Raw genomic sequence first — 20,796 nt, 5'->3', positions numbered from 1 at the left:
GACGAGCGGTCAGTTCGCCCGGCCTCGCTTCAGGACGTTTCCACGTCCGGCGCAACGCCATCGACGCGCGCCAGGAACTCCAGTACCGACCGGTTGAAAGCCGCCGGACGGGTGGCATTGAGGCCATGGGACGCGCCCTGGATGCGTTGCAGCTCGGCGCGCGGCAGGGCCGCCGCCAGCGCCTCGGCGGTGGCCGGGAATGGCAGCGGGCTGCGTTCGCCATTGAGGATCAGGCTCGGCAGGTCGATCGAGCGCAGTTCCGACAGCGCCAGCGCCGGCGGCTGGTCGGCCACCTGCCCGACCAGGGTCATGGCGTTGTCCAGGGTCATTCGGCGGAACGTCGCCGACGAGCGTTTCCATACCCCGGCGCCGCTCACCGTATCGACGAACAGTTCCAGTCCCCGTTCCGCCTCGCCGCCACGGATCAATTCGAGCGCCTGGCGCCGGAACTGGTTGCGTTCCAATGGCTCCTCGGGCGCAGGCAGGCCGGCGTGGGCGTAGACCTCGGCGGCATAGTCGCCGCCGGGATCGGCCAGGCTCAGCGAACGCAGGGCATCCGGAGCGGCCAGCGCCAGGCGCAACGCCAGGTTGCCGCCACGGGAATGGCCGAGCAGGTGTACCGGCTCGCCGAGCCGCTCGACCAGCGCCAGCAGGTCGGCGACGTGGCGGGCGCTGGTGAAGTCCGCACCCTGCCCGTCCCAGCGCTCGGGGTAGTAGTGACGCAGGCTCGGCACGATTAGCCGGTGGCGCTCGCCGAGGCTGCGCAACTGCCATTGCCAGTAGCGGTAGTCGCACAGCGAACCGTGGACCAGTAGCACCGGCGTGCCCTCACCCCGGTCCTGATAGACCAGTTGATACCCATCCACCTCGAACGAGGCGAGTTCGCCACTCATGCACGCAACCCTTTCGGTTTCTTTTTCGACTCAGCGCGACGAACGGTGATCGGGCCCGCAGCCCGATGCACGGCATCGCCTGGAAAAGATGGATGTTAACGGCCTGAGGTCACGCCCCGTAATGACAAATAGGTCTAGGGCCGTCTCGCCCGCGGGACTAGGCTGGAAGTTCCCCTGCGGAGGTGACGCCGATGAATACGCCGATCTTCTACGAGCTATTCCGCAACCACCCGTTGCATGCCCCGTCCGCCCGGACCCTGGCGAGCATGCTGGCCCTCGGCCTGGCGCTGGCCGGGGTATGGGCCCTGCTGCTGGGCTGGGGCATCGGCCTGGGCATCGACAACTTCGCCATGTACTTCGGCTGGACCGCCCTGCTCATGACCATCCTCCTGGTCGCGCTGTTCCTCGGCGCCACGCTGTTGCGCATGGAGGCCATCTGGCTGGCTTTCCTGCTCGCCCTGCCCCTGCTGACCAGCCTCACCGGCTGCCTGGCCCTGGTCGGCGCCGGCCCCGAGTGACCGCGTTTCAGACCATGGTCGAAGACCGATTGCAGTAATTCCCCTTTCCGCAGGGTCTATCCTTGGGTAAGAGGAGGACGAACCATGACTCCCGAATCCTTCGTCACATTGCTGATCGTCGCCTGGCTGGGCCTCGCCGGCGTCACCCTGTGGGCCTTCCTGCGCGTGCCGCGTCGGCGCGCACGCCTGCAACGCAAGGCACGGCAAGCCGAAAACCGGCATCCCGCACGGCCGCCACAGCCTCTTCCGCAACGCAGCTGAAGCCGCCATGCCGACCGGTCACGGCAGGAAGGCGTGCTGGGAAACCCCCAGCAACAGATAGGCCGCCAGCACGGTGAACGCGAGAAAACCCACGACGTAACGCAGCATCCCGACTCCTGTCAGTCATTTCATCCCTGATGCTGACCCGAACGACCTTGCATCGTTCTGCGCCAGCCTGCCGAAGCGCCGAACGGGCAGGCCAGCCCTGGCCTTCCCTTCCGACACGAGCGGGGCCGGTCGATCCTCGCCCAGCCCCCTCGAAGCTTCACTCTAGCACTCTCGCCCGCCCTGCCGGAGGTCTCCGCCAGGATTCCGGACGAACCGTTCAGCCCGCCATGTAGCTCGGCAGACCGCGCTCCTGCAGACGACGCAGGGTGCCGACCACATCCACCGGCAGGCTCCCCGCCTCCAGGGCCAGGTCACGGCGCACGGCGTTGATGAACCAGTACATGCGCTTCTCGTCGGCCAACTGGGCGGCGGACACCACGCGACGGGTCACGATCTCTTCGCCGTTGCGCAGGGTCAGCAGGGCGCCGCCGTCCGGACGCATCTGGGTGGATACGGCAAAGGTGGCCTGGAAGGCATCGAACAGCATCTTGATGGACTTTTCCATGATCGTTTATCCCCTCTTGCATGAAAACCGACCGCGAACTTCAGCGCAGCCGCAACACGGGGAAAGGTGGCAGCTTTCATGCCAGCCACATGGAAAATTAAAAACATTCAAAATCAATAACTTACGAAAAGACTCAGCGAAGCGGTCCGTGCAAACTGCAAGATCGTGCGAAATGCATCATGCGATTTGCCAGCAGGCTCAGTCGGAAAACAGCGGCCGGCCCCGCGCATCGAAGCCGCGCACCCGGTACAGCGCCGCTTCCGCCAGCGACAGCGCGGCCGCCGGACTCTCGCACGGCGGCTGGCCCGGCAGCACCAGCCATTCGGTGCGTCCGTCGTCGATGCTGGTTATCTCGATCTCGGCCAGATAGCCACTGTCCTCGCGCAACCAGGTGGCGCGCAGTTCGAACTCGCCAAAACGCCTGCCGGACACCCGCCAGCCTCCCTTCGGAAAAGTCGTCGCAGTGTAACCAGGCCGGGCGTCGATCAGCCAGCCAGGTCGGCCAGCGCCTCGCGCTCCTCTTCGCGCAGGGTCAGGACCCGGCAACCCCGCTCGGTGACCAGCACGGTGTGCTCGTACTGGGCCGACAGGCGGCGGTCGCGGGTGGTCACGGTCCAGCCGTCCTTGTGCAGCTTCACCGCGTGGCCGCCCTGGTTGATCATCGGTTCGATGGTGAAGGTCATCCCGGCCTTCAGCCGCGCACCCGCGCCAGCGCGACCGAAGTGCAGGACCTGCGGCGCCTCGTGCATCTTGCGGCCGATGCCATGCCCGCAGTATTCGCGGACCACCGAATAACCGTTGGCTTCGGCGTGACTCTGGATGGCATGCCCGATATCGCCGAGGGTGGCGTCCGGGCGCACCACGCGGATCGCCCGGTACAGGCATTCGCGGGTGACGTCGAGCAGCTTCTGCGCCTGGCGGTCGATGGCGCCGACCCGGTACATCTTGCTGCTGTCGCCGAAATAGCCGTCCTTGATCACCGTGACGTCGACGTTGACGATATCGCCGTCGCGGAGGATCTGCTGCGCCGACGGCCAGCCATGGCAGACCACCTCGTTGACCGAGGTGTTCACCGTGAACGGATAGCCGTACTGCCCCTTGCTGCCGGGAATCGCCGCGAGGGTGTCGACGATGTAGCGCTCGCAGAAGCGGTCGATCTCTGCCGTGCTGATGCCTGGCCGCACCACCTCGTCGAGGGCTTCGAGGACTTTCGCGGTGAGCGCGCCGGCCACGCTCATGCGCTGGATTTCCTCCGCGCTCTTGATCATCCCGAGATCCTCGCCGCGCCCTGCTCGCGGCGGTCGCTTTCGCGCGCTTCGTCCATCAATTGGCGTAGCACCTGCGCATAGGTCAGGCCGGGATTGGCTTCGATCAGCATGCCGATGCGCATCCAGTGCTCGGCCTGGGCATTGATCGAGCGCGACATGGCCTTGCAGGCGATGCGCGCCTCTTCGTGCAATTGCTCGGAAATCTTCACCAGGCCCACACTACACCTCGACTACAAAACATATACGGAACGCATATTAACCATCGCATGGACGCGGCGCAAACGGGAAGGTCCGCCCTCGCCTGGCCATGGACTGGCCACGATTGGCATCTCCTGCAAAATCAGTAACATGCGGATTTTTTTGGAAGTTGCCGCATGCTTTCCCGTTTGTTTGTAGGCCTTTTCGCCCTCCTCCTCGCCAGCGCCGGCCAGGCCAACGCCCCGCGCACGTTCTCCGAAGCGAAGAAAATCGGCTGGAAGCTCTACGCCCGGCAATCCGTGGAGTTCTACTGCGGCTGTCGCTACTCGGGAAATCGTGTCGACCTCGCCAGTTGCGGCTACAAGCCGAGGAAGAACGCCAACCGCGCGCGGCGCATCGAGTGGGAACACATCGTCCCAGCCTGGGTGATCGGTCACCAGCGACGCTGCTGGCAGAACGGCGGGCGGAGCAACTGCGCGAGGCACGACAGCACCTACCAGCGCGCCGAGGCCGACCTGCACAACCTGGTGCCGAGCATCGGCGAGGTCAACGGCGACCGCAGCAACTTCGGCTTCGGCTGGCTGCCGCAGAAACCCCAGCAATACGGCGCCTGCCCGATGGTGGTGGACTTCAAGGCGCGCAAGGCGATGCCACGCCCGCAGATTCGCGGGATGATCGCCCGCACCTACTTCTACATGAGCGACCGCTACGGCCTGCGCCTGTCGAAGCAGGATCGCCAGCTCTACAACGCCTGGCACAAGCAGTACCCGCCACAGACCTGGGAGCGCCAGCGCAACCACATGGTCGGCTGCGTGATGGGCTGGGGCAATCCCTATGTCGGCCCGGTGGACCTGGCGACCTGCAGCAACCTATCCTCGCGTCGACGCTGACCTCCGCCGGAGTAGCCCATGATCTTCCGCACCCTCGCCCTGCTGCCGCTCTGCGCCGCCCTGGCGTTCGCCGCCGACGCCGGGGAGCGCCGCTTCGACTGCACGGTGGTGGCGATACACGACGACGCCAGCCTGGGCTGCCGCCTGCCCGGCGCGAACAAGGCGCTACGCATCCAGCTCAACGCCGTCGAGCTACCGGCCGCCGAGCCCTGGCGTCGGCGCGCCCGGGAAGCCCTGGAAGACATGCTGCTCGGCAAATCGGCGACCATCCGCGAGCAAGGCCGCGACGCGCGCTTCCGCATCCTCGGCGCGGCCTGGGTGACCCCGGCCGACTGCCCCACCTGCGGACATACCCTGGATGCCGGGCTGGCCCTGCTGACCATTGGCCTGGCCAGTTGGCGCGACGCGCCGGACAGCGGCCAGACGGCCGAGGCGCGCGGCCAGTACCGGTTCGCCGAGGAAGAAGCGCGGGCGCGCAAGGCTGGCCAGTGGGGACCGCGCGACGCCGCTCCTACAGATGGATCTCCGCGAACTTGATGCCCAGCCCGCGCAGCTCCTTGACCGCGTCGTCGAGCCGGCGGAACGACATCACCTCGTCGCTCTCGTCGACCAGGAAATAACTGCGCCCGCCGTCCTTCTTGAAGAACACGATCCATTCCCTGGCCAGGGTGGGATTGGCGATGATGTGGGTCGCCGAGATCTTCCCTGCCGCCTGCCTGTCCCGAACCTTCTCGCGCTTCATTGCCTTCCCGTCAGCTGTGTGGAAAGGCGGAATTATCGCATCATCGGTTCCCGCGGCGAAAAAACTCAGCGTGCCGCCATCGCCATTTCCATGCCCGGCACGGCCAGTTCCCGGCGGATGCTGCGGATCAGCCACTCGGTCTCCGGCGGCGCGCTGAGCTGCGGCGAGGGTATGGTGCGAGCCACGTAGCGGCCGTCGGCGGCCTGCAACTGCAACAACAGCGCGCCGTCGTGGCGGCTCTTGCTGGACAACTGGAACTCGGGAAAGGCAGCGGCGATTTTCTTCAGGTCGACAGACATGGTGCGCTCCATTTCTGAGAAGTTGGACGGAGGCCCGCCGCGCGGCGGGCAGGCGCAGTCTGGCTAACGGATGCGACCGAATGATGACGCCGGCGACGAACCAATTCGCCCGCCGTGGCGTCCCAGAAAGGACGCGACGAATTTCACCCAACGGAAAATGCCTGGCGGCAAGCGGCCATCGGTGGTCGATCGTCATCGGCACGCACACAGCAAGGAGATGGAATGTTCCGTACGGCTTATCGGGAAATAGGCCTGTTCGGCCTGGTCAAGCGCACCGTGAACGAGTTCCTTGAGGACGACATGCCGACCTACGCCTCGGCCCTCGCCTACCAGATGCTGTTCTCGCTGTTTCCGTTCCTGCTGGTGCTGATCACCCTCGTAGGCTACCTGCACCTGCCGGAGTTCTTCGCCTGGCTGCGCGAGCAGGCGGCGTTGCTGCTGCCGCCCGAGGCGATGGATCAGGTCAACCCGGTGATCGACCAGTTGCAGCAGCAGAAAGGCGGCCTGCTGTCGATCGGTATCGCGGTGGCGCTGTGGACCTCCTCGGCGGGCATCCGCTCGATGATGATCGCGCTCAACGCCGCCTACGACGTGAAGGAGAGCCGCCCGGTATGGAAGCGCTTCTCCCTGTCGATCCTCTACACCCTCGGCATCGCCCTGTTGTTGCTGGTGGCGGCCGGCCTGATGGTCACCGGGCCGCAGGTGATCGCCTGGATCGCCGGCCTGGTCGGTCTGGAACAGTACCTGGTGACGCTCTGGACCTGGCTGCGCTGGCCTCTTGCGGTGTTCCTGCTGATGCTCGCGGTGGCGCTGTTCTACTACCTGGTGCCGGATGTCGAGCAGCGTTTCCGCTTCATCACTCCAGGCTCGGTGCTCTCGGTGATCGCCTGGATCGCCGCGTCCCTCGCCTATGGCTTCTACGTGAAGAACTTCGCCAACTACAACGCCATGTACGGCAGCATCGGGGCGATCATCATCCTCCTGCTGTACTTCTACCTGTCGGCGGCAGTGGTGCTGTTCGGCGCCGAGCTGAACGCGGTGATCGAACACCATTCGGAAGACGGCAAGGACCCTGGCGAGCGCGAACTTCCGGACAACGACGACCCCGAACTCAAGGCTTGAGCAGGGCGTCGGCCTCGCTGACGCTGGCCTTGCCGGTGGCGCGCCGGTACAGACACAGCTCGCGGCCCTGGCGGCCCTGCATGTGCGACTGCGGATAGCGGCCCTGCAGGAGCAGCGCCGAATAGCCCACCTCATCGTCGAAGGGCAGTACCTGCCCCACCGCGCGTACCTGGCGCAAGCCGCTGGCTTTCAGGCAGGCGGCACGCACCATGGCGTCGTGCGCCTGCCACGCCTCGGCCGTAGATGCCCAGGCCGGCGCCGAACCGAGCAGCAGGCAGACCAGCGATCCCGCTACCACCCTCGACATTGCGCACCTCGCATCGCCGGAAACAGGCAGGAAAAGAGAAGCCCCCGGGACCACAGCGGCAACTAAAGGCCCCGGGGGCGATGAGGCGGCAGTTACACCTCGCAGCAATGGACATTGCCCCGCGAAAAATAGTTCTACGCTCGCCGACGAAGCGCTCAGCCGGCCCAGCCCAGCACCAGCGCAGCCAGGACGAGGTAGCGGAGCGTCTTGGCCAGGCCGACGATCAGCAGGAAACTCCAGCAGGGCTCACGCATGATGCCGGCCACCAGCGTCAGCGGATCGCCGATGACCGGCACCCAACTGAGCAGCAGGGTCCAGCGGCCGTAGCGGCGATAGTGTCGCTGCGCCCTGAGCAACTGCACCTCGCCCACGGGAAACCAGCGGCGACCGCGGAAATGCTCGAGGTAGCGACCCAGCCACCAGTTGACCCAGGAACCCAGCACATTGCCGACGATGGCCAGCGCCAGCAGCCACGCGACCGACTGGCCGCCGCGCAGCAGCAAGGCGGCCAGCACGGTTTCCGACTGCAACGGCAGCAGGGTCGCCGAACCGAACGCCGAGAGGAACAGCCCGGCGTACGCGGCCCAGTCAGTCAACACCGAACGCTCCCAGCGCCATTCGCATCCCCACTCCAATCCGAAAAAAACTGACCTGGGACAGCCGTCCCGAGGCCGGCGAAGCATACCCTGGCAGGCAAGGGCATTTCCCCGGTTATCCGAAAAGGAGGCAGGCCATGTTCATTCCCGGCCATCTGCATCTCGCCTCGGCCAGCGAAGTCGACCGCCAGGCATTCGATATCCACCTGCGCTACCGGGTCCTGGAGGCCGAGGCCCGCCCGGTGGCCGTACACTTCGACATGGAGGGCCGGATCGACGGCCAGCCTTTCAGCGAAAGCTTCGAACTGCCACGCGACGCCGCCGTGCATTTCGCCAGCCGTGCCAGTCGCCTGGCCCGGCGCCACGGCCTGCGCTTGCGGCAGGGACCGATCGTGCGCCAGCGCCGCGAGTACGACGCTATGTTCGACGACCTGCGCCGACGCCTGAAACTCAAGAGCGGCGAAGCGATCGACCTCGACCGCTACCTGCGCGGCGAGGCCGGGGCATCCTGAAACGGCTCTCCCGCATGCTACGGAAACCCCCGACGCAGGCCATGCCGTGCAACTTTCAGCGAAGCGGGCGACTCCATACCTAGGTAACCATCCTCGTCAAGGAGACCGACATGACTCTGAAAACCCGCTCCGCTCGCGCCAAGCAGGCTATCCAGGACCAGGCCATGGCCGAACTGCAGGACCTGATCGCCGAGGTGGACCAGTTGATGAGCGGCACCGGCAGCCTGGCCGGCAAGGAGGGCGCAAACCTGCGTGAACAGATCAATTCCGTGCTGCATCGTGGTCGCGACGCCATCGAGCGCACCCGCCGCGGCGTGGTGCAACGCAGCCAGGCGGCCGCCGAAGCGACCGAGGAATACGTCGAGGACCATCCCTGGCAGACCATCGCCGTCTCGGCCGGCGCCGGCTTCCTCCTCGGCCTGCTGGTGGGCCGCCGCTAGGGCGTTTCCGCAGGCAACAGAAAGCCCGCGCTCGGCGGGCTTTTCGGCAAGGCAAGGGCCTTGGCTCAGGCGGAGATCGCCGCCTCCAGCGGCCAACTCAGTTCCCAGGTTCCCTTCAAGGCTTCCGCCTCGTCACGGCTGGTGAAGGGGCCGGCCCACATGGCGCCGTCCACCATCAGGATCCAACAGGCCAGCAATCCCTTGCTGCGCAGCGATTCGGGAACGGACGTCCCCACCAGCACGGCGACTTCGATTCTGGACATAGGCTGACTCCGGTTATCATTAGCTTGCTAATAATAAGCGCCCGCCCCTTCGCCATGAAGCGCGCCGCGCACAACAGTCTTTTTCATCTGCGACAAAATTACCCACCCCCCGGCTCCCACGGCGGCCCTGCCGTCCCGCCGGCTATAGTGGAAAAACAGCGAATCCAGGAGGAACCGTCATGGACACCAGCCCGCACACCTTTTCCAACCTGTTCCGCCAGTTGGGGCTCCCCGCTGGGCGGGACGACATCGTCGCCTTTCTCGCCCGGCACCACCTCGAGGAGGGCACGGCGCTGCCCGATGCGCCATTCTGGAACCCTGCCCAGGCCAGCTTCCTGCGCGAGGCCCTGGCCGAGGACTCCGACTGGGCCGAGCAGGTCGATGAACTGGCCTTGCAACTGACCCGCTGAAAAAATCGCAAACTGTTGCGCTGACGGCTCTATCGTGCGGAACTTGCTATGAGTTGGCGGGGAATTTCAAGTCACCGGCATCGATAGCCACTATCAGCCCAAAGCATTTTTCCCCAGTGGAGCGGCGTGAGATCGTAGCGGCGTCGGGAGAACCCCAAGTCCCCGACGCTCCTTTGAAGACCATCGCCCTCCCCCCGCAGATGGTCTTTTTTTTGCCCGCGATTCGGCCGTGTCCCGACCGGCTGGCCCAGGGCATGGAACATTCCGTTACGTCCCCCACTGAACTTTTCACCCGTGCCTCGGTGTCTTACCCTGCTCGCGTTACCACGTAAGGAGAACCTCAAGGACATGAAAGCACTACTGATCGCCGCCGGCGTTGCCGCTCTTTCCAGCACCGCCATGGCCGCCAAACTGGATGAAAAGGTTCCCTACCCGAAGGCAGATGCCGGCTTCACCCGCCAGGTCATCCACCTGCCGAAACAGGACGCGGAAGACGCATTCAAGGTCGAGATCATCGCCGGCAAGACCCTCGAGGCCGACTGCAACCAGCAGCGCCTGGGCGGCGAGTTGGAAGAACACACCCTGGAAGGCTGGGGCTACACCTACTACCGCCTGGACAAGGTCAGCGGGCCGATGAGCACGATGATGGCCTGCCCCGGCCAGAAGAAGGAGCAGCGCTTCATCCCGGTGGTCGGCGAAGGCTTCCTGCTGCGCTACAACAGCAAGCTGCCGATCGTGGTCTATGCGCCGAAGGACGTGGAGGTCCGCTATCGGATCTGGTCGGCGTCCGAAAAGGTCGAGAAAGCGGTCAGCGAATAAACGCCGCGCATGAAAAAGCCGCCCACGGGCGGCTTTTTTCGTTGCGTCGGCTTCAGCCCGGCACCAGGCCGATATTCAGGCCGGAGTCCACGGTGATCCGGTAATGCGTGGTCTGCCCGTTCTGCACATGGACCACCTGCTTGGGCGCCTCGCCGCGGCAGATCCCATCGCCCTGCACGGATACCACCCGCAGCCCCGCCGGAAGACGGAAACGCGCGCTCTCGCCGGCCTGGATCTCGGCGGCCAGGCGGCTATCGATGATCAAGCGGGTATTGCAGACGCTGCCGAGGAACTCGCGGTCCCGGGAAACCACCAGGAAGGCGTCGCCGTCGTCACGGAACTGGTAGTTGTACAAACGCTCCTTCGGTACCTGGTCCGTCTCGTCGAGCGAGGGCGTCGATGTCGAACAACCCGCCAGCAAGACGGCCCCCAGTAGCATCCCCAAAATCCGCATAGTGACCCCAATCCGTTCATCGAAATGCCGCACCCCATCCTCGCCGGGGCAGACCTTCATGGCTTGCGGTCGTACTTCCTCCCTGAACCGGCACCACAGCGCACGTCCGTCTAAGGTAGGCGATTTGCCCCGGCCAAGGCGAGCGCGAATGGCGCTGAAGAAAAAAAATCCTCAGACGGAGGCCGCCTCGCCGGCCGGCAACGCGGAGGTCGGGAGGCCGAACAGGCGATCGAAGGCCCAGTTGAAGAGGAAGGTGTAGCACGGGATCAGGACGATCAGCGCCAGGTCCAGCCAGAACGCCTCCAGCAGGGAAATCCCCATCCACCAGGCGATCAGCGGGATCAGGTAGACCACCAGGGTCAGCTGGAAGCCGATGGCGTGCGCCACCCGCCGCGCAATGCTGCGTCCGCGCACGGCCTGGCGCCGCTCCCAGAACTCGAACAGGCAGTTGTAGATGAAGTTCCAGGTCACCGCGACGGTGGTAATCACCACCGCCAGGGGGCCGGTGGTAGTGGGCGTGGAACCGGCGAGCAGGGCCAGGCCCAGGGTCGAGATACTCATCCCGATCAATTCGTAGGCGGTCACGTAGACCAGTTTGCGCTTGATGCCTTGCACGTGGACCTCTCGGGCGTGATAGCGGAAAGGCGGGCAAGGTTGGATCAATTTTCTTGACAGAAAAAGTCAGCAGCTTTCAGATCTGCTGATAGGAGAATTGCCATGAACTTTTCCAGCGATACCATCGAGCTGTTCCTCGCCGTCCTCGACCGCGGCTCCTTTTCCGGCGCCGCCCGTGCCTTGGGTCGAGTGCCTTCGGCGGTGAGCATGGGCATCGCCAACCTGGAGGCGGAGCTGGGTTTCGCCCTTTTCGAGCGAACCCACCGCGAAGCCCGTCCTACGGCGCTGGCCAGGGCCCTGGCACCGCAAGCGCGGATGATCGCCGAGCAGCTCGCCCAGTTGCAGGTGCATGCGCTGGAACTCTCCCAGGGATTGGAAAGCCGCCTGTCGCTCGGCGTGGTTGCGGACATCGACAGCGGGCGGCTGTTCGGCGCCCTCCGCACCCTTTCCGAGCGCTACCCGCTGCTCGATGTCGAGGTGCTCAGCGCGGCGCAGGACGATGCCCTCGCCCTGCTCCATGGCGGCCGCATCAGCCTGTGCTTCGGATTCGCCGGCATCAGCGTGAACCCGCAGGAGCGCTTCCAGTATGTCGGCGCGGAATCGCTGGTCGCGACCATCTCGCCGCACCATCCCGCCCTGCAGAAGCCGGGGCAGGCGCTGTACCTGGAAGAACTGGTGAACGTGCGGCAGATCCTGGTGGCCAGTTGCGACCTGCCGTTGGCCGACACCCGTCCGCTGATTGCCGGCGCCTGCTGGCGCACCGACAGCCTGGGCACGGCGCTGGAAATGGTCGAGGCGGGGATCGGCTGGGGCAATTTCCCGTTGTCCCGGGTCGCGCCGCTGCTGGCAACGGGAAGGCTGGTACGCCTGGACTTCAGGAATACCAAGAACGAGCTGAAACTGCCTGTCCACGCTATCTGGCTGAAAAACCAGCCATTGCGCAAGGCCGCCCAGGAACTGGTTGGCATGCTGGCCACCCGTCCCGATTGAAGCGTTATGCAGTGCACTTCACAGAAAAAACGAGACCCGTCACGCGAATCGCCGCACACGCCGGCGCCCCGACCTCCAGTACTTGATCTCGATCAAGCGCAGCGCCGGCCATAGGCAGATGATCGTTCTGCGGCCATCCTCCGTTTGCGGCCGTAGAGCTCCGGACACTTCATGCTAGGGGGGCCGGAGCTCTTCCCTCTTCCTCGCGGCTCAGGAACAGGTCCTGGCCGCATCGATGAAGGCCCCGCGGGTGACCCAGGGCTGCTGGTCATGGATTCGCACCAGGCTGCCACCCCTCGCCGGCTGCACCTCCAGCCACTGCCCAGCGTCCGCCAGGCGATAGCCGCGGCCTTCCTCCACCAGCGCCACGCCGGGCGCCTGGCGTTGCCACTTGGGCAAGACGCACATCGCGTAATCGTAGGGAGCCTTGCTGGTGCTGGCGGCCAGCGCCGGGGCGTTCGAAGCGGGAGGCGAGGCACAGGCGGACAGGGCCAGGGCGGCGAATACAGCGATAAGAATCTTCATGTCACGTCCCTCTTTGTCGATCCGTTCACGATTCGACGGTATCACCGCCCAAAGCGAGAACTGCAGCGACTTCGCGGCATGGTACTTATCGATAAGGTTGATATTGCAGGCGCATGACGAAGCGATCCGGCAACGCCCGATTCAGAGCCTATGGAAGGGGCTTTCCTTGCGCTTTGGTTATTAGCAAATGACTCGAAGCTTTCTTGGATCGAACAATGTTCTGGTATTGTTGCGCCGCCAACGGGAGAAACAAGAAACCAGAACCGCCACGCACGGTAAATGGGACAAATGACTCCCGTGCACTTCGAACCTTGCGCTTCCTTCAATTTCAGCGCACATCAAGCCAACAACCAGGAACAATAAGATGTTGAAGAAAAGGATTTGCCTGCTGGCACTGGGCATCGCGACTGCAAGCCAGGCGATGGCCAATGACCAAGAAGCAGCAAAGGGGTTTGTCGAGGACAGCCACCTCGATCTGTTCTTCCGCAATGCATATATCAAACGCGACAAGAAGTACGGTACAGAGGACCAAGCAGAGTGGGGCCAGGCCGCAACCGCGACCTTCACTTCCGGCTTCACCCAAGGAACCATCGGGATAGGTGTGGACGTGTTCGGTATGTACGCTGTTCGCTTGGACGGCGGCAAGGGTCGTAGCGGCGCCGCCGGTATCGACTTCTTCAAGCAGGGCGACAGCGGCTCCGCGGCGGACGATCTGTCCAAGGGCGGCGCGGCGGTGAAGTTCCGCATCTCCAACACCGTGCTCAAGTACGGCGACCAGATGCCCAGCCTGCCGGTGCTCAGCTACGACAACTCGCGCCTGCTCCCGGAAAGCTACAGCGGCACCCTGATCACCTCCAAGGAGATCGAGGGCCTGGAGCTGAACGCCGGTCGCTTCACCGCGGAATCCCGCAAGAGCGCCGAAGGGCGCGACAGCGGCGGCCTGAAGAGCATCAACGTGTTCGGCGGCAAGTACGCCTTCACCGATCACTTCAACGCCTCGCTGTACGCTTCCGACGTCGAGGACGTACTGAAGAAGCAGTACATCAACCTGAACTACACCATCCCGCTGCAGGCCGACCAGTCGCTGAACTTCGACTTCAACGGCTATCGCACCAAGCTGGACAGCGACTTCGCCGACCAGAACTTCAACGGTAACCGCGACAACAAGATCTGGAGCCTGGCGGCGTCCTACACCATCGACGCCCACACCTTCATGATCGCCCACCAGCGCAACACCGGCGACACCGGCTACAACTACGGCTGGTACCAGAACGCCGGCGGCATCGGCGACGGCGGCACCACCATCTGGCTGGCCAACTCCTACTGGTCGGACTTCAACGCCGAGGACGAGCGTTCCTGGCAGGTCAGCTACGCCCTGGACTTCGCCAAGTACGGCGTGCCCGGCCTGACCTACCGCGTAGCCTACGTGCGCGGCGACAACATCAAGACCGCCGAGACCAGCAACGGCAAGGAGCGCGAGATCTTCAACCAGGTCCAGTACGTGGTGCAGAGCGGCCCGGCCAAGGACCTCACCCTGCGCCTGCGTAGCTCGTTTGCTCGCGTTTCCGCTGATGCCCGCGATAGCTACTTCAGTGGCGGCAACGAAATCCGTGCCTTCGTCGAGTACCCGTTCAGCGTGTTCTGATCGAACCCACGAGCGCGACGAGAACCCCGGGCCAGTCCCGGGGTTTTCTTTTTTGCGTTTCGTGCTCCAGTTCAACCTTATCGGGTGGCGCCGCACAGCATCGGAAAGCCGGTGATAGCATTCGCTCTCGCTTGCCATTGCTTATCGATATCGACAATGCCGTTCCGGAAACACCTTCTGCTCCCCCTCCTCGGTCTTGCCCTGCTGCTCGGCGGTTGCGGCCCCAGTGTCAGTTACTCCTACATTCCGCCGACCAGCGATGCCGGCCTGCACTGCGTGACCCAGTGCAATGCCGAGAAGCGCCAGTGCAAGACCCTCGCAAAGCTGCAGCAGCGCCAGGACGAGGCGCTCTACCAGGCGCAGAGCACGGCCTACAACTACTGCATGCAGAACAGCGACAAGAAGAAGCGCAAGTCCTGTCCCTACCCGCAGCGCAACTTCGATTTCGGCGACGACTGCCAGGACGAGTACCGCAGTTGCTACCAGTCCTGCGGCGGCACCATCCGCCGCATCGTCCACCAGGACTGAGGCGCGACGCCCGGCAGGCATGCCGGACGTGCGGCAATACCGTCAGGCGAAGACGAAGTACTTGCGCACCGTCTCCACTACCTCCCAGGTACCACGCAGGCCCGGCTCGATGACGAACACGTCGCCCGCCCTCAGGTGCACCGGTTGCTCGCCTTCCGGGGTGATGATGCAGTAGCCGTCGAGGAAGTGGCAGAACTCCCAGCGTTCGTAGTTCACCTCCCACTTGCCCGGCGTGCAGATCCAGGTGCCCATCAGCTTGCTGCCGTCCGCCGAGGCGTATGCGTTGAGGTTGACGGTATGCGGATCGCCGTCGATCCGCTTCCACTTGGTGGCGTCCAGCACGGGTACGGGACAGGTATCGCGCAGTACGGTGATGAAATCTGACATGGTCGCTCCAGGAAGGCAGTGGATGAATGCCTCACCATAGGGCCACGCGCGGGGCGCCGGTTGTCTGGGTTCGACATCGGCCTAGCTGAAAGCGCTAGGCAGCCCGGGCGCTCAGCGACGCCTGCCATTCAGCGCTGCCAGCAGGTCGCAGACCATGATCAGCAGCAGCATGGGTACGGCGAACGGAAAGAACGCCAGCGCCGCGTATTCGTAGGCCTGACCCGTCCACCACAGGCAAAGGCTGGCGACCGCCACGAGCAGGAAGCTGGCGGCGACGATGAACTTGCACAAGCGCGAGGCGAACCTGAGCGTATCGTCCACGACGAATCTCCTTCGGCGACTCCCCCGCAGTCTGCCGAAACCGCTCTGTCCCGGCGGTGACGCAAGAATGACGATTCGGACAGAATTGTTACGCCTGCCGCAAAACTTCATTCCACTTTGTTAGCTGGCTAATCAAATTCCCCCTTGATATCGTCTTTTTCGCCAGATCCCCAAGGCCTGGCAAATGTCCCTTGTACAGGCCATTACCAACCCTCCCCCCGCTTGGTAATGGCCTTTTTTTCCCTTCTGCCGTAGTCCATGGAGATCGCATGCCACGCATTGCCCTGGTCCTGGGTGTGCTGCTGGTCAGCGCCTGCGCACAGCCTGTCACGCCGGACTCGATAGTCGAGGAATCGTTTTCCCGCAGCGCCAGCGAACGCCAGCTGGAAGAGCTGAACCGCCAGGGCCTTCCCTACGAGCAGTACCGGCTGCGCCGCCAGCGCATTCTCGGCCGCTGATCCCGGCGCCGCGCCTAGCGCTTCTTCGGCACCACCGCCCGCACCGCCTCGCAGACGACCAGCCCGACCATCAGCGGGATCAGCAGCGGCAGGATCGACATCGAGAGGTTTTCCGCTCCCGAGCTGAGGAGAAACGGAAACTGGCTGAGGAAGGCGACCATCGCCAGGCTGAGCAGGATCAGCAGGCCGTAGAGGCATGACGCCAATTTCAGAGCTTTTTCCATGACCGGGTAGAAAGTGAAGGATTCGGAAGAAAATCTACCCGCCCCGCTCCCCCGGTATGGCGAGAAGCAAGATTTTTTCAGATTCGGGTGCCCCGAAAAGACGCGAACCCGACCGACCGATCACCCCTCCATGCCCGTCGCGACAACCCGATCGGTCGGGTCCGGACTTGCAACATACCGCCGTGCCGATATCACGTCGCCTACCGGAACAAGGAGTTGTTCTTTTCGACGAACGTCCTCGCCTCCCGCTATCGCCCGCCCATCGCGACCTCGTATGCTCGCCGGGCGATGCCTCATGCCAGCAACCCTCACCCACAAGGGAGCAACACGATGAGCAACCTGCCTGCGATCATCCTGGTCCACGGCTTCTGGGGCGGCGCCGCCCACTGGAGCAAGGTCATTCTCGAACTGAAACGCCTCGGCCACGACAACCTGCATGCCGTCGAACTACCGTTGACCTCGCTGGCGGACGATGCCGAGCGGACGCGCAAGATGATCGCGCAGCAACAGGGGCCGGTCCTGCTGGTCGGACACTCCTATGGCGGCGCGGTGATCACCGAGGCCGGCAACCAGCCGAATGTGGTCGGGCTGGTCTATATCGCCGCCTTCGCCCCCGACAGCGGCGAAAGTCCCGGTGGCATCACCCAGGAGCACTTGCCCCTGGCCGCAGCGAACCTGGCGCCGGACAGCGATGGCTATCTCTGGGTGAAGGCGGACAGGTTCCACGAAAGCTTCTGCCAGGATCTCGCTGCGGACGAAGGGCTGGTCATGGGCATCACCCAGAAGGCTCCGCTGGCCAGCACTTTTGGCGATGCCATCGGCAGCCCGGCCTGGAAGAGCAAGCCCTCCTGGTACCAGATTTCCAGCGCCGATCGCATGATTGCGCCGGAGAACCAGGAGCGGATGGCCGCGCGGATCGCACCGAGGAAGATCGTCACCCTCGATGCCAGCCACGCGTCACTGGCCTCGCGAGCGAAGGAAGTAGCGGCGCTGATCGACGAGGCCGCCGTGGCCACCGCCCACTAGCGCCGCGCAGGACGCGGCAGCAGGCCTGGCCTGCTGCCGCGGCGGGCTCAGAGGCCGAGGGCGGACAGGTCGAGGCGGCCGTCGGCCATGGGCGGACACCAGAAGTAGCTGCCGCTGATCGGCCGGGTGAAACGGAACAGGCCATCGAGCACCCCGTCTTCCACGCCGATCATCCGTAGCCACTGGAGCTCGAAGGCCTCGAACGAGCGGCCGAAGGCGGCGAACAACAGCCCCGCGCGGTGCTCGTCGGACCAGGGCGCGCCGCGCCGCAGGAGGAACGCGGCGGGCTCGAAGCTTTCCTGCTCGGTGCGCTTGACGTGGGCGTAGGCCGGCGCGTCTTCCAGTTCTTCATCGTCGGACTTGCGGCGGCCGATGATGTTGTCCATCTCCTCGCCGGGGATCGCCTGCATCCGGTCGAAGTCATGCAGCCACTGCTGGACAGCAACGAAACTGCCGCCATCCAGGCCCGCACCGCGCCCGGAGACCAGCGCGGCTTCGAGCGCCGCATCGCCCTTGGGGTTCTCGGTGCCGTCCTTGTAGCCGGACAGGTCGCGGTCCTCGCCGTAGAGGAACGCATCCACCGCGCCGGTCCGCTGGAAGGCCGGCGCCAGCGACCGTTCCAGCGCGTGCGAACGCAGCGTCACCTCGCCGCGATCCTCGCCGCGCAGCCAGCACCACAGCGCGGAGGGCGTGGACGGCAGGTCGATGCCGGGCGCGGCGAGCACCGGATAGTCCTTCATGCCCTCGACGGTCTTGCCGAGGCTGAGCATCAGCGAATGGCCGATACCCACCACCAGCTGGTAACCATCGGTGGCCGCGGCCAGGCTGGCCAAGGTCGCGGCCACCTGCTCGGGTTGGGAAATACTGAAAAACAGGTAGCGACCCACCACCGGAATCGGGGTGAGAATGCCTGGCTGAGCCGCGCTCATGTTGCCTCCATCTATCATCAGGCCGTGCGCCGCTCGTGGCGATGCACCTTCGATCTCGTTCTGGTTCGAGCAATGCTCGGTCTCGGAGCGCAGCGGCGGGCGACGCCAAGCGAAGCGGCTCCGAAATACCCGCGCATCCTAAACCGGTGCAACGCCAGAGACCACTCGAAGACGAGGGAAAAGCGCGAAGCCGGACCTGCGTCGCTCAGAACTCCATCGGCATGAGACCGACCACCAGGCCGGCGACGGCAAGGGCAAACACCAGCAGGGCCTTGGCGAGTTCGAGATGATGGGCGTTCATGGGCTTACCTGTCGGAGGGAAAGCCTGACGCTAGACGCCGAACATTGCAGTTGTGCAATCAGTCCCGGTCCGCTTGCGGCGAAACCGCTCCGCTCGCCGAAAGCAGGCCCAGCGCATGCTCCAGCGCCGCATCCAGGACCTTGTCGCGCGCCACCTCGCTCGCCTGGGCACGCGCGAGAAGCACCGCGCCGACCGACAGGCAGGTGAGCACCCAGGCCCGGTTCTCGTCGCCCATCAGTTCGGCCAGCCGCCGTTGCCGTTGTTCCAGGGCGCGTTCGAAGGTTTCCCGCACCTCGGGCCCTGCCCGGCCCACCTCGGCGGCCAGTGCCGGAATCGGGCAGCCCATGTCGGCATGCTGCGCATGACCGCGACTGAGGTAGAGACGGGTGGCGCCGGCCAGTTGCTCCAGGCTGTCCAGCGGAAAGGCATCGTGCTGGGCGCTCAGCTCGCGCTGCAGGATCGCTTCGAGCAACTCCGCCTTGCTGGAGAATTGCGAGTAGAACGCCCCGGTGGTAAGACCAGCCGCCTTCATCAAGGTGTCCAGGCCGGTGCTGGCGAAGCCCTGGCGCTTCACCAGCGGAGCGGCCTTGCTCAACAACAGGGCGCGGGTGGCCTGTTTCTGTTCCGGTTTGTAGCGCATGCAGACTATCCGTTGGTTGGGGAGACGATGGCGCGACATTGGATAATGATCGTTATATAACAATCGTTATCCAATGAGGAAGCCGCAATGACTCTAGCACCGCGACACCTGCGCATAGAACAACGAGGACGCGTCCTGCAGGTCCTGCTCGACAATCCCCCGGCGAACTTCCTCACCACGGCGGTGATGCAGGAACTGGCCGACCTGCTGGACGACCTGGAGCAGCGCCAGGACATCGGTGCCGTCATCCTTTCCGGAGCGGCGGATGGGGTCTTCCTGACCCACTTCGACGTCGACGAGATCGAGCGCGCCGTCGCCCCCATCACCTTTTCCATGCCGGCCTGGCTGACACGCCTGCTGCTGGAAAGCGAAAGCCTCCTGCGCCACTTGCCTGGGGCGAGGAAGCTGCTGCGGCGCACCCTGCTGGCAGGCGTCGCCGACATGAACCTGTTCCATGAGGTCACCGCGCACATGCGCCGCATGGACAAGGTGTTCATCGCCGCGATCAACGGCCTGGCCCTGGGCGGCGGCTGCGAGCTGGCGCTGGCCTGCGACCTGCGCCTGATGGCCGAGGACGACCAGGTGGAACGCTTCCTCGGCCAGCCGGAAGTACTCATCGGCCTGATACCGGGAGGCGGCGGCACCCAAATGCTGGCGCGCAGCCTGGGCGTAGCCAGGGCCCTGGAGCTGTGCCTGGAAGGGCAACTGCTGGAGCCGCGCCAGGCCCTTGCGCTGGGCCTGGTCAACGGGCTGGCGCCAGCGGAGGAGCTACTGGAAGCCGCCGACGCGCTGGCGCAACGCCTGTCCCGGCGCTCGCCGCAGGCGGTGCACCTGATCAAGCGTTCGATCTACCAGGCGGCTTCCCGCGACTGGACGGAGGGTATGGCCAGCGAAAAGGCCGGCTTCCTCTCCGCCGCCTCCCAAGGCAATACCCGCCGCGCCATGCGCGAATACATCGAACGGGTGCGCACCATCACCCGCGAAGAGCGTCCTTTCCGCCGTGCGGATTTCGACGACCTGACCGAAGGCAACGCCATCGACATGGCCTACAGGTGATCTGCATGACTGCCTCCCCTTCCCCGGTTTCCGCCACGCCTTGGCTGACCCTGAGCATTCGCCTGATGGCCGGCGGCTTCCTGCTGTTCTTCGGCCTGGCCCTGGCCACGCTGCTCCTGCGGCTCGACCAGTCGCTGCTCGACTCCGACGCCGGGCGCCTGCTGCTCCGCCTGGTTCGCTGGGGCGACCAGCAAGGCGGCGGACAGCACTATGAGCTGATGATCTCGACGATCTACCTGGTCTGGGGCGCATTCCTCTGGCGCGCCGCCAGCCAGCCCTTCCGCCACCGGCTGTTCATCGACTTCACCGTGGCGGCCAATGCCGCGCACTTCGGCCTGATGTTCCTGCAGGGACTGTTGATGCCCGGCGAACACATCCACCTGGCCGGCGATGTCCTGCTGGGCTGGGCCTCGCTGCTGCCGCTGATGCTGTTCTGGATACCGCAACGCAAGCGGGCAGCCCCTTCGCTCGCCGTCGAGCGGAGGTGACGACAGTGGAACGGCCCCCAAAGGGGCCTAGCAGTTCGAACAGGCTCCTCTTGATGCC

General features: G+C 64.8%; 34 protein-coding genes. 16 read left to right on the top strand and 18 right to left on the bottom strand.

Annotated features, from left to right (window positions below):
- Nucleotides 1-29: 29 nt before the first annotated feature.
- Nucleotides 30-893: an alpha/beta fold hydrolase gene (locus VQ067_RS12055; RefSeq protein WP_033991168.1), complete on the bottom strand. Its 864-nt coding sequence runs from the start codon at nucleotides 891-893 to the stop codon at nucleotides 30-32.
- Between the two features lie 191 nt (nucleotides 894-1,084).
- Here VQ067_RS12055 and VQ067_RS12050 point away from each other — a divergent pair, with 191 nt between their 5' ends.
- Entirely contained in the window at nucleotides 1,085-1,411 is a 327-nt protein-coding gene (locus VQ067_RS12050) for a hypothetical protein (RefSeq protein ID WP_003090681.1), read from the top strand.
- An 84-nt stretch (nucleotides 1,412-1,495) separates the two neighbouring features.
- Nucleotides 1,496-1,672: a hypothetical protein gene (locus VQ067_RS12045; protein ID WP_003099098.1), complete on the top strand. Its 177-nt coding sequence runs from the start codon at nucleotides 1,496-1,498 to the stop codon at nucleotides 1,670-1,672.
- A 325-nt stretch (nucleotides 1,673-1,997) separates the two neighbouring features.
- Here the strand turns inward: VQ067_RS12045 and VQ067_RS12040 are convergent, their stop codons facing one another.
- The 4 genes from VQ067_RS12040 to VQ067_RS12025 all read right to left on the bottom strand — a co-directional run bounded on the left by VQ067_RS12040 (nucleotide 1,998) and on the right by VQ067_RS12025 (nucleotide 3,771).
- On the bottom strand, nucleotides 1,998-2,285 hold the full coding sequence (locus VQ067_RS12040; protein ID WP_003090684.1) for a DUF3509 domain-containing protein: 288 nt from the start codon (nucleotides 2,283-2,285) through the stop codon (nucleotides 1,998-2,000).
- Between the two features lie 198 nt (nucleotides 2,286-2,483).
- A complete protein-coding gene (locus VQ067_RS12035; protein ID WP_003090686.1) occupies nucleotides 2,484-2,717 on the bottom strand; it encodes a hypothetical protein in 234 nt (77 codons plus the stop codon).
- Between the two features lie 53 nt (nucleotides 2,718-2,770).
- The gene (gene map, locus VQ067_RS12030) at nucleotides 2,771-3,553 is read right to left on the bottom strand and encodes a type I methionyl aminopeptidase (RefSeq protein WP_003090687.1); all 783 of its coding nucleotides are present in this window, start codon (nucleotides 3,551-3,553) and stop codon (nucleotides 2,771-2,773) included.
- Entirely contained in the window at nucleotides 3,550-3,771 is a 222-nt protein-coding gene (locus tag VQ067_RS12025; protein ID WP_003114412.1) for a ParD-like family protein, read from the bottom strand. The genes map and VQ067_RS12025 overlap by 4 nt, the downstream gene beginning before the upstream one ends.
- 156 nt (nucleotides 3,772-3,927) lie before the next feature.
- On the opposite strand from VQ067_RS12025, the gene VQ067_RS12020 reads away from it, so the two are divergent.
- Both VQ067_RS12020 and VQ067_RS12015 read left to right on the top strand, forming a co-directional pair.
- Nucleotides 3,928-4,641: an endonuclease gene (locus VQ067_RS12020; protein ID WP_003099106.1), complete on the top strand. Its 714-nt coding sequence runs from the start codon at nucleotides 3,928-3,930 to the stop codon at nucleotides 4,639-4,641.
- An 18-nt stretch (nucleotides 4,642-4,659) separates the two neighbouring features.
- Nucleotides 4,660-5,178, top strand: coding sequence for a thermonuclease family protein (locus VQ067_RS12015; RefSeq protein WP_023119350.1), 519 nt, complete (start codon nucleotides 4,660-4,662; stop codon nucleotides 5,176-5,178).
- Here the strand turns inward: VQ067_RS12015 and VQ067_RS12010 are convergent.
- The gene (locus VQ067_RS12010) at nucleotides 5,153-5,383 is read right to left on the bottom strand and encodes a hypothetical protein (RefSeq protein WP_003090795.1); all 231 of its coding nucleotides are present in this window, start codon (nucleotides 5,381-5,383) and stop codon (nucleotides 5,153-5,155) included. The two genes, VQ067_RS12015 and VQ067_RS12010, sit on opposite strands and share 26 nt — an antisense overlap.
- A gap of 65 nt (nucleotides 5,384-5,448) precedes the next feature.
- Nucleotides 5,449-5,682: a DUF3509 domain-containing protein gene (locus VQ067_RS12005; RefSeq protein ID WP_003090796.1), complete on the bottom strand. Its 234-nt coding sequence runs from the start codon at nucleotides 5,680-5,682 to the stop codon at nucleotides 5,449-5,451.
- 222 nt (nucleotides 5,683-5,904) lie between these two features.
- Between VQ067_RS12005 and VQ067_RS12000 the strand changes: the two genes are divergently transcribed.
- Complete coding sequence (locus VQ067_RS12000; RefSeq protein WP_003090797.1) at nucleotides 5,905-6,804, top strand: YihY/virulence factor BrkB family protein; 900 nt, start codon at nucleotides 5,905-5,907, stop codon at nucleotides 6,802-6,804.
- On the opposite strand, the gene VQ067_RS11995 is transcribed toward VQ067_RS12000, so the two are convergent.
- Together VQ067_RS11995 and VQ067_RS11990 are read right to left on the bottom strand one after the other, a co-directional pair.
- On the bottom strand, nucleotides 6,794-7,111 hold the full coding sequence (locus VQ067_RS11995) for a hypothetical protein (RefSeq protein WP_003099112.1): 318 nt from the start codon (nucleotides 7,109-7,111) through the stop codon (nucleotides 6,794-6,796). The two genes, VQ067_RS12000 and VQ067_RS11995, sit on opposite strands and share 11 nt — an antisense overlap.
- 155 nt (nucleotides 7,112-7,266) lie before the next feature.
- Nucleotides 7,267-7,710 carry a YqaA family protein gene (locus tag VQ067_RS11990; protein WP_003114414.1) on the bottom strand — a complete coding sequence of 148 codons (444 nt, stop codon included), beginning with the start codon at nucleotides 7,708-7,710 and terminating at the stop codon, nucleotides 7,267-7,269.
- Nucleotides 7,711-7,844: 134 nt separating this feature from the next.
- On the opposite strand from VQ067_RS11990, the gene VQ067_RS11985 reads away from it, so the two are divergent.
- Together VQ067_RS11985 and VQ067_RS11980 are read left to right on the top strand one after the other, a co-directional pair.
- The gene (locus VQ067_RS11985; RefSeq protein WP_003090800.1) at nucleotides 7,845-8,219 is read left to right on the top strand and encodes a DUF5064 family protein; all 375 of its coding nucleotides are present in this window, start codon (nucleotides 7,845-7,847) and stop codon (nucleotides 8,217-8,219) included.
- Nucleotides 8,220-8,329: 110 nt separating this feature from the next.
- Nucleotides 8,330-8,659, top strand: a complete 330-nt coding sequence (locus VQ067_RS11980; RefSeq protein WP_003090802.1) for a DUF883 family protein — start codon at nucleotides 8,330-8,332, stop codon at nucleotides 8,657-8,659.
- A gap of 65 nt (nucleotides 8,660-8,724) precedes the next feature.
- On the opposite strand, the gene VQ067_RS11975 is transcribed toward VQ067_RS11980, so the two are convergent.
- Nucleotides 8,725-8,922: a hypothetical protein gene (locus VQ067_RS11975; RefSeq protein WP_003090804.1), complete on the bottom strand. Its 198-nt coding sequence runs from the start codon at nucleotides 8,920-8,922 to the stop codon at nucleotides 8,725-8,727.
- A 179-nt stretch (nucleotides 8,923-9,101) separates the two neighbouring features.
- On the opposite strand from VQ067_RS11975, the gene VQ067_RS11970 reads away from it, so the two are divergent.
- Nucleotides 9,102-9,332 (top strand): DUF2789 domain-containing protein, encoded by a 231-nt coding sequence (locus tag VQ067_RS11970; protein WP_003090806.1) that lies wholly within the window; start codon nucleotides 9,102-9,104, stop codon nucleotides 9,330-9,332.
- Between the two features lie 348 nt (nucleotides 9,333-9,680).
- A complete protein-coding gene (gene eco, locus VQ067_RS11965; RefSeq protein ID WP_023090486.1) occupies nucleotides 9,681-10,151 on the top strand; it encodes a serine protease inhibitor ecotin in 471 nt (156 codons plus the stop codon).
- Nucleotides 10,152-10,203: 52 nt separating this feature from the next.
- Here eco and VQ067_RS11960 read toward each other — a convergent pair whose 3' ends face one another.
- Together VQ067_RS11960 and VQ067_RS11955 are read right to left on the bottom strand one after the other, a co-directional pair.
- Entirely contained in the window at nucleotides 10,204-10,590 is a 387-nt protein-coding gene (locus VQ067_RS11960; RefSeq protein ID WP_003160516.1) for a hypothetical protein, read from the bottom strand.
- Between the two features lie 186 nt (nucleotides 10,591-10,776).
- Nucleotides 10,777-11,220 (bottom strand): PACE efflux transporter, encoded by a 444-nt coding sequence (locus tag VQ067_RS11955; protein WP_003090812.1) that lies wholly within the window; start codon nucleotides 11,218-11,220, stop codon nucleotides 10,777-10,779.
- 102 nt (nucleotides 11,221-11,322) lie between these two features.
- Here VQ067_RS11955 and VQ067_RS11950 point away from each other — a divergent pair, with 102 nt between their 5' ends.
- Nucleotides 11,323-12,210: a LysR family transcriptional regulator gene (locus VQ067_RS11950; protein ID WP_003090813.1), complete on the top strand. Its 888-nt coding sequence runs from the start codon at nucleotides 11,323-11,325 to the stop codon at nucleotides 12,208-12,210.
- A 210-nt stretch (nucleotides 12,211-12,420) separates the two neighbouring features.
- On the opposite strand, the gene VQ067_RS11945 is transcribed toward VQ067_RS11950, so the two are convergent.
- On the bottom strand, nucleotides 12,421-12,735 hold the full coding sequence (locus VQ067_RS11945) for a hypothetical protein (RefSeq protein WP_003090814.1): 315 nt from the start codon (nucleotides 12,733-12,735) through the stop codon (nucleotides 12,421-12,423).
- 364 nt (nucleotides 12,736-13,099) lie between these two features.
- Between VQ067_RS11945 and VQ067_RS11940 the strand changes: the two genes are divergently transcribed.
- Both VQ067_RS11940 and VQ067_RS11935 read left to right on the top strand, forming a co-directional pair.
- Nucleotides 13,100-14,380, top strand: coding sequence for an OprD family porin (locus VQ067_RS11940; RefSeq protein ID WP_003090815.1), 1,281 nt, complete (start codon nucleotides 13,100-13,102; stop codon nucleotides 14,378-14,380).
- A 156-nt stretch (nucleotides 14,381-14,536) separates the two neighbouring features.
- On the top strand, nucleotides 14,537-14,908 hold the full coding sequence (locus tag VQ067_RS11935; protein ID WP_003090816.1) for a hypothetical protein: 372 nt from the start codon (nucleotides 14,537-14,539) through the stop codon (nucleotides 14,906-14,908).
- Between the two features lie 42 nt (nucleotides 14,909-14,950).
- On the opposite strand, the gene VQ067_RS11930 is transcribed toward VQ067_RS11935, so the two are convergent.
- Nucleotides 14,951-15,295 (bottom strand): cupin domain-containing protein, encoded by a 345-nt coding sequence (locus tag VQ067_RS11930; protein ID WP_003090818.1) that lies wholly within the window; start codon nucleotides 15,293-15,295, stop codon nucleotides 14,951-14,953.
- Nucleotides 15,296-15,406: 111 nt separating this feature from the next.
- Nucleotides 15,407-15,616, bottom strand: a complete 210-nt coding sequence (locus VQ067_RS11925; RefSeq protein ID WP_003090820.1) for a hypothetical protein — start codon at nucleotides 15,614-15,616, stop codon at nucleotides 15,407-15,409.
- 269 nt (nucleotides 15,617-15,885) lie between these two features.
- Between VQ067_RS11925 and VQ067_RS11920 the strand changes: the two genes are divergently transcribed.
- Nucleotides 15,886-16,074: a hypothetical protein gene (locus tag VQ067_RS11920; RefSeq protein WP_003090821.1), complete on the top strand. Its 189-nt coding sequence runs from the start codon at nucleotides 15,886-15,888 to the stop codon at nucleotides 16,072-16,074.
- A gap of 14 nt (nucleotides 16,075-16,088) precedes the next feature.
- On the opposite strand, the gene VQ067_RS11915 is transcribed toward VQ067_RS11920, so the two are convergent.
- The gene (locus VQ067_RS11915; RefSeq protein WP_003099127.1) at nucleotides 16,089-16,280 is read right to left on the bottom strand and encodes a hypothetical protein; all 192 of its coding nucleotides are present in this window, start codon (nucleotides 16,278-16,280) and stop codon (nucleotides 16,089-16,091) included.
- Nucleotides 16,281-16,628: 348 nt separating this feature from the next.
- Between VQ067_RS11915 and VQ067_RS11910 the strand changes: the two genes are divergently transcribed.
- Nucleotides 16,629-17,324, top strand: a complete 696-nt coding sequence (locus VQ067_RS11910; protein ID WP_003090823.1) for an alpha/beta hydrolase — start codon at nucleotides 16,629-16,631, stop codon at nucleotides 17,322-17,324.
- Between the two features lie 47 nt (nucleotides 17,325-17,371).
- Here VQ067_RS11910 and VQ067_RS11905 read toward each other — a convergent pair whose 3' ends face one another.
- Both VQ067_RS11905 and VQ067_RS11900 read right to left on the bottom strand, forming a co-directional pair.
- Nucleotides 17,372-18,271 carry a Dyp-type peroxidase gene (locus VQ067_RS11905; protein ID WP_073660286.1) on the bottom strand — a complete coding sequence of 300 codons (900 nt, stop codon included), beginning with the start codon at nucleotides 18,269-18,271 and terminating at the stop codon, nucleotides 17,372-17,374.
- 341 nt (nucleotides 18,272-18,612) lie between these two features.
- On the bottom strand, nucleotides 18,613-19,194 hold the full coding sequence (locus VQ067_RS11900) for a TetR/AcrR family transcriptional regulator (RefSeq protein WP_003090825.1): 582 nt from the start codon (nucleotides 19,192-19,194) through the stop codon (nucleotides 18,613-18,615).
- Nucleotides 19,195-19,281: 87 nt separating this feature from the next.
- On the opposite strand from VQ067_RS11900, the gene VQ067_RS11895 reads away from it, so the two are divergent.
- Nucleotides 19,282-20,250, top strand: a complete 969-nt coding sequence (locus tag VQ067_RS11895; RefSeq protein WP_015502739.1) for an enoyl-CoA hydratase/isomerase family protein — start codon at nucleotides 19,282-19,284, stop codon at nucleotides 20,248-20,250.
- 5 nt (nucleotides 20,251-20,255) lie between these two features.
- Nucleotides 20,256-20,738 (top strand): DUF6632 domain-containing protein, encoded by a 483-nt coding sequence (locus VQ067_RS11890; protein ID WP_003099136.1) that lies wholly within the window; start codon nucleotides 20,256-20,258, stop codon nucleotides 20,736-20,738.
- Nucleotides 20,739-20,796: the final 58 nt, after the last annotated feature.

This window comes from Pseudomonas sp. KBN12P06040, from assembly GCF_037574965.1.
GTDB lineage: Bacteria > Pseudomonadota > Gammaproteobacteria > Pseudomonadales > Pseudomonadaceae > Pseudomonas > Pseudomonas aeruginosa.
Note: the sequence above shows the minus strand (reverse complement) of the source record. Positions and strands in the feature narration are given on the sequence as shown.

What these genes read in the sequence shown, in the direction of transcription:
- VQ067_RS12055 (WP_033991168.1), bottom strand. Translation starts at nt 893, where the DNA reads ATGAGTGGCGAACTCGCCTCGTTCGAGGTGGATGGGTATCAACTGGTC.
- VQ067_RS12050 (WP_003090681.1), top strand. Translation starts at nt 1,085, where the DNA reads ATGAATACGCCGATCTTCTACGAGCTATTCCGCAACCACCCGTTGCAT.
- VQ067_RS12045 (WP_003099098.1), top strand. Translation starts at nt 1,496, where the DNA reads ATGACTCCCGAATCCTTCGTCACATTGCTGATCGTCGCCTGGCTGGGC.
- VQ067_RS12040 (WP_003090684.1), bottom strand. Translation starts at nt 2,285, where the DNA reads ATGGAAAAGTCCATCAAGATGCTGTTCGATGCCTTCCAGGCCACCTTT.
- map (WP_003090687.1), bottom strand. Translation starts at nt 3,553, where the DNA reads ATGATCAAGAGCGCGGAGGAAATCCAGCGCATGAGCGTGGCCGGCGCG.
- VQ067_RS12020 (WP_003099106.1), top strand. Translation starts at nt 3,928, where the DNA reads ATGCTTTCCCGTTTGTTTGTAGGCCTTTTCGCCCTCCTCCTCGCCAGC.
- VQ067_RS12015 (WP_023119350.1), top strand. Translation starts at nt 4,660, where the DNA reads ATGATCTTCCGCACCCTCGCCCTGCTGCCGCTCTGCGCCGCCCTGGCG.
- VQ067_RS12010 (WP_003090795.1), bottom strand. Translation starts at nt 5,383, where the DNA reads ATGAAGCGCGAGAAGGTTCGGGACAGGCAGGCGGCAGGGAAGATCTCG.
- VQ067_RS12005 (WP_003090796.1), bottom strand. Translation starts at nt 5,682, where the DNA reads ATGTCTGTCGACCTGAAGAAAATCGCCGCTGCCTTTCCCGAGTTCCAG.
- VQ067_RS12000 (WP_003090797.1), top strand. Translation starts at nt 5,905, where the DNA reads ATGTTCCGTACGGCTTATCGGGAAATAGGCCTGTTCGGCCTGGTCAAG.
- VQ067_RS11995 (WP_003099112.1), bottom strand. Translation starts at nt 7,111, where the DNA reads ATGTCGAGGGTGGTAGCGGGATCGCTGGTCTGCCTGCTGCTCGGTTCG.
- VQ067_RS11985 (WP_003090800.1), top strand. Translation starts at nt 7,845, where the DNA reads ATGTTCATTCCCGGCCATCTGCATCTCGCCTCGGCCAGCGAAGTCGAC.
- VQ067_RS11980 (WP_003090802.1), top strand. Translation starts at nt 8,330, where the DNA reads ATGACTCTGAAAACCCGCTCCGCTCGCGCCAAGCAGGCTATCCAGGAC.
- VQ067_RS11975 (WP_003090804.1), bottom strand. Translation starts at nt 8,922, where the DNA reads ATGTCCAGAATCGAAGTCGCCGTGCTGGTGGGGACGTCCGTTCCCGAA.
- VQ067_RS11970 (WP_003090806.1), top strand. Translation starts at nt 9,102, where the DNA reads ATGGACACCAGCCCGCACACCTTTTCCAACCTGTTCCGCCAGTTGGGG.
- eco (WP_023090486.1), top strand. Translation starts at nt 9,681, where the DNA reads ATGAAAGCACTACTGATCGCCGCCGGCGTTGCCGCTCTTTCCAGCACC.
- VQ067_RS11960 (WP_003160516.1), bottom strand. Translation starts at nt 10,590, where the DNA reads ATGCTACTGGGGGCCGTCTTGCTGGCGGGTTGTTCGACATCGACGCCC.
- VQ067_RS11950 (WP_003090813.1), top strand. Translation starts at nt 11,323, where the DNA reads ATGAACTTTTCCAGCGATACCATCGAGCTGTTCCTCGCCGTCCTCGAC.
- VQ067_RS11945 (WP_003090814.1), bottom strand. Translation starts at nt 12,735, where the DNA reads ATGAAGATTCTTATCGCTGTATTCGCCGCCCTGGCCCTGTCCGCCTGT.
- VQ067_RS11940 (WP_003090815.1), top strand. Translation starts at nt 13,100, where the DNA reads ATGTTGAAGAAAAGGATTTGCCTGCTGGCACTGGGCATCGCGACTGCA.
- VQ067_RS11935 (WP_003090816.1), top strand. Translation starts at nt 14,537, where the DNA reads ATGCCGTTCCGGAAACACCTTCTGCTCCCCCTCCTCGGTCTTGCCCTG.
- VQ067_RS11930 (WP_003090818.1), bottom strand. Translation starts at nt 15,295, where the DNA reads ATGTCAGATTTCATCACCGTACTGCGCGATACCTGTCCCGTACCCGTG.
- VQ067_RS11920 (WP_003090821.1), top strand. Translation starts at nt 15,886, where the DNA reads ATGCCACGCATTGCCCTGGTCCTGGGTGTGCTGCTGGTCAGCGCCTGC.
- VQ067_RS11910 (WP_003090823.1), top strand. Translation starts at nt 16,629, where the DNA reads ATGAGCAACCTGCCTGCGATCATCCTGGTCCACGGCTTCTGGGGCGGC.
- VQ067_RS11905 (WP_073660286.1), bottom strand. Translation starts at nt 18,271, where the DNA reads ATGATAGATGGAGGCAACATGAGCGCGGCTCAGCCAGGCATTCTCACC.
- VQ067_RS11900 (WP_003090825.1), bottom strand. Translation starts at nt 19,194, where the DNA reads ATGCGCTACAAACCGGAACAGAAACAGGCCACCCGCGCCCTGTTGTTG.
- VQ067_RS11895 (WP_015502739.1), top strand. Translation starts at nt 19,282, where the DNA reads ATGACTCTAGCACCGCGACACCTGCGCATAGAACAACGAGGACGCGTC.
- VQ067_RS11890 (WP_003099136.1), top strand. Translation starts at nt 20,256, where the DNA reads ATGACTGCCTCCCCTTCCCCGGTTTCCGCCACGCCTTGGCTGACCCTG.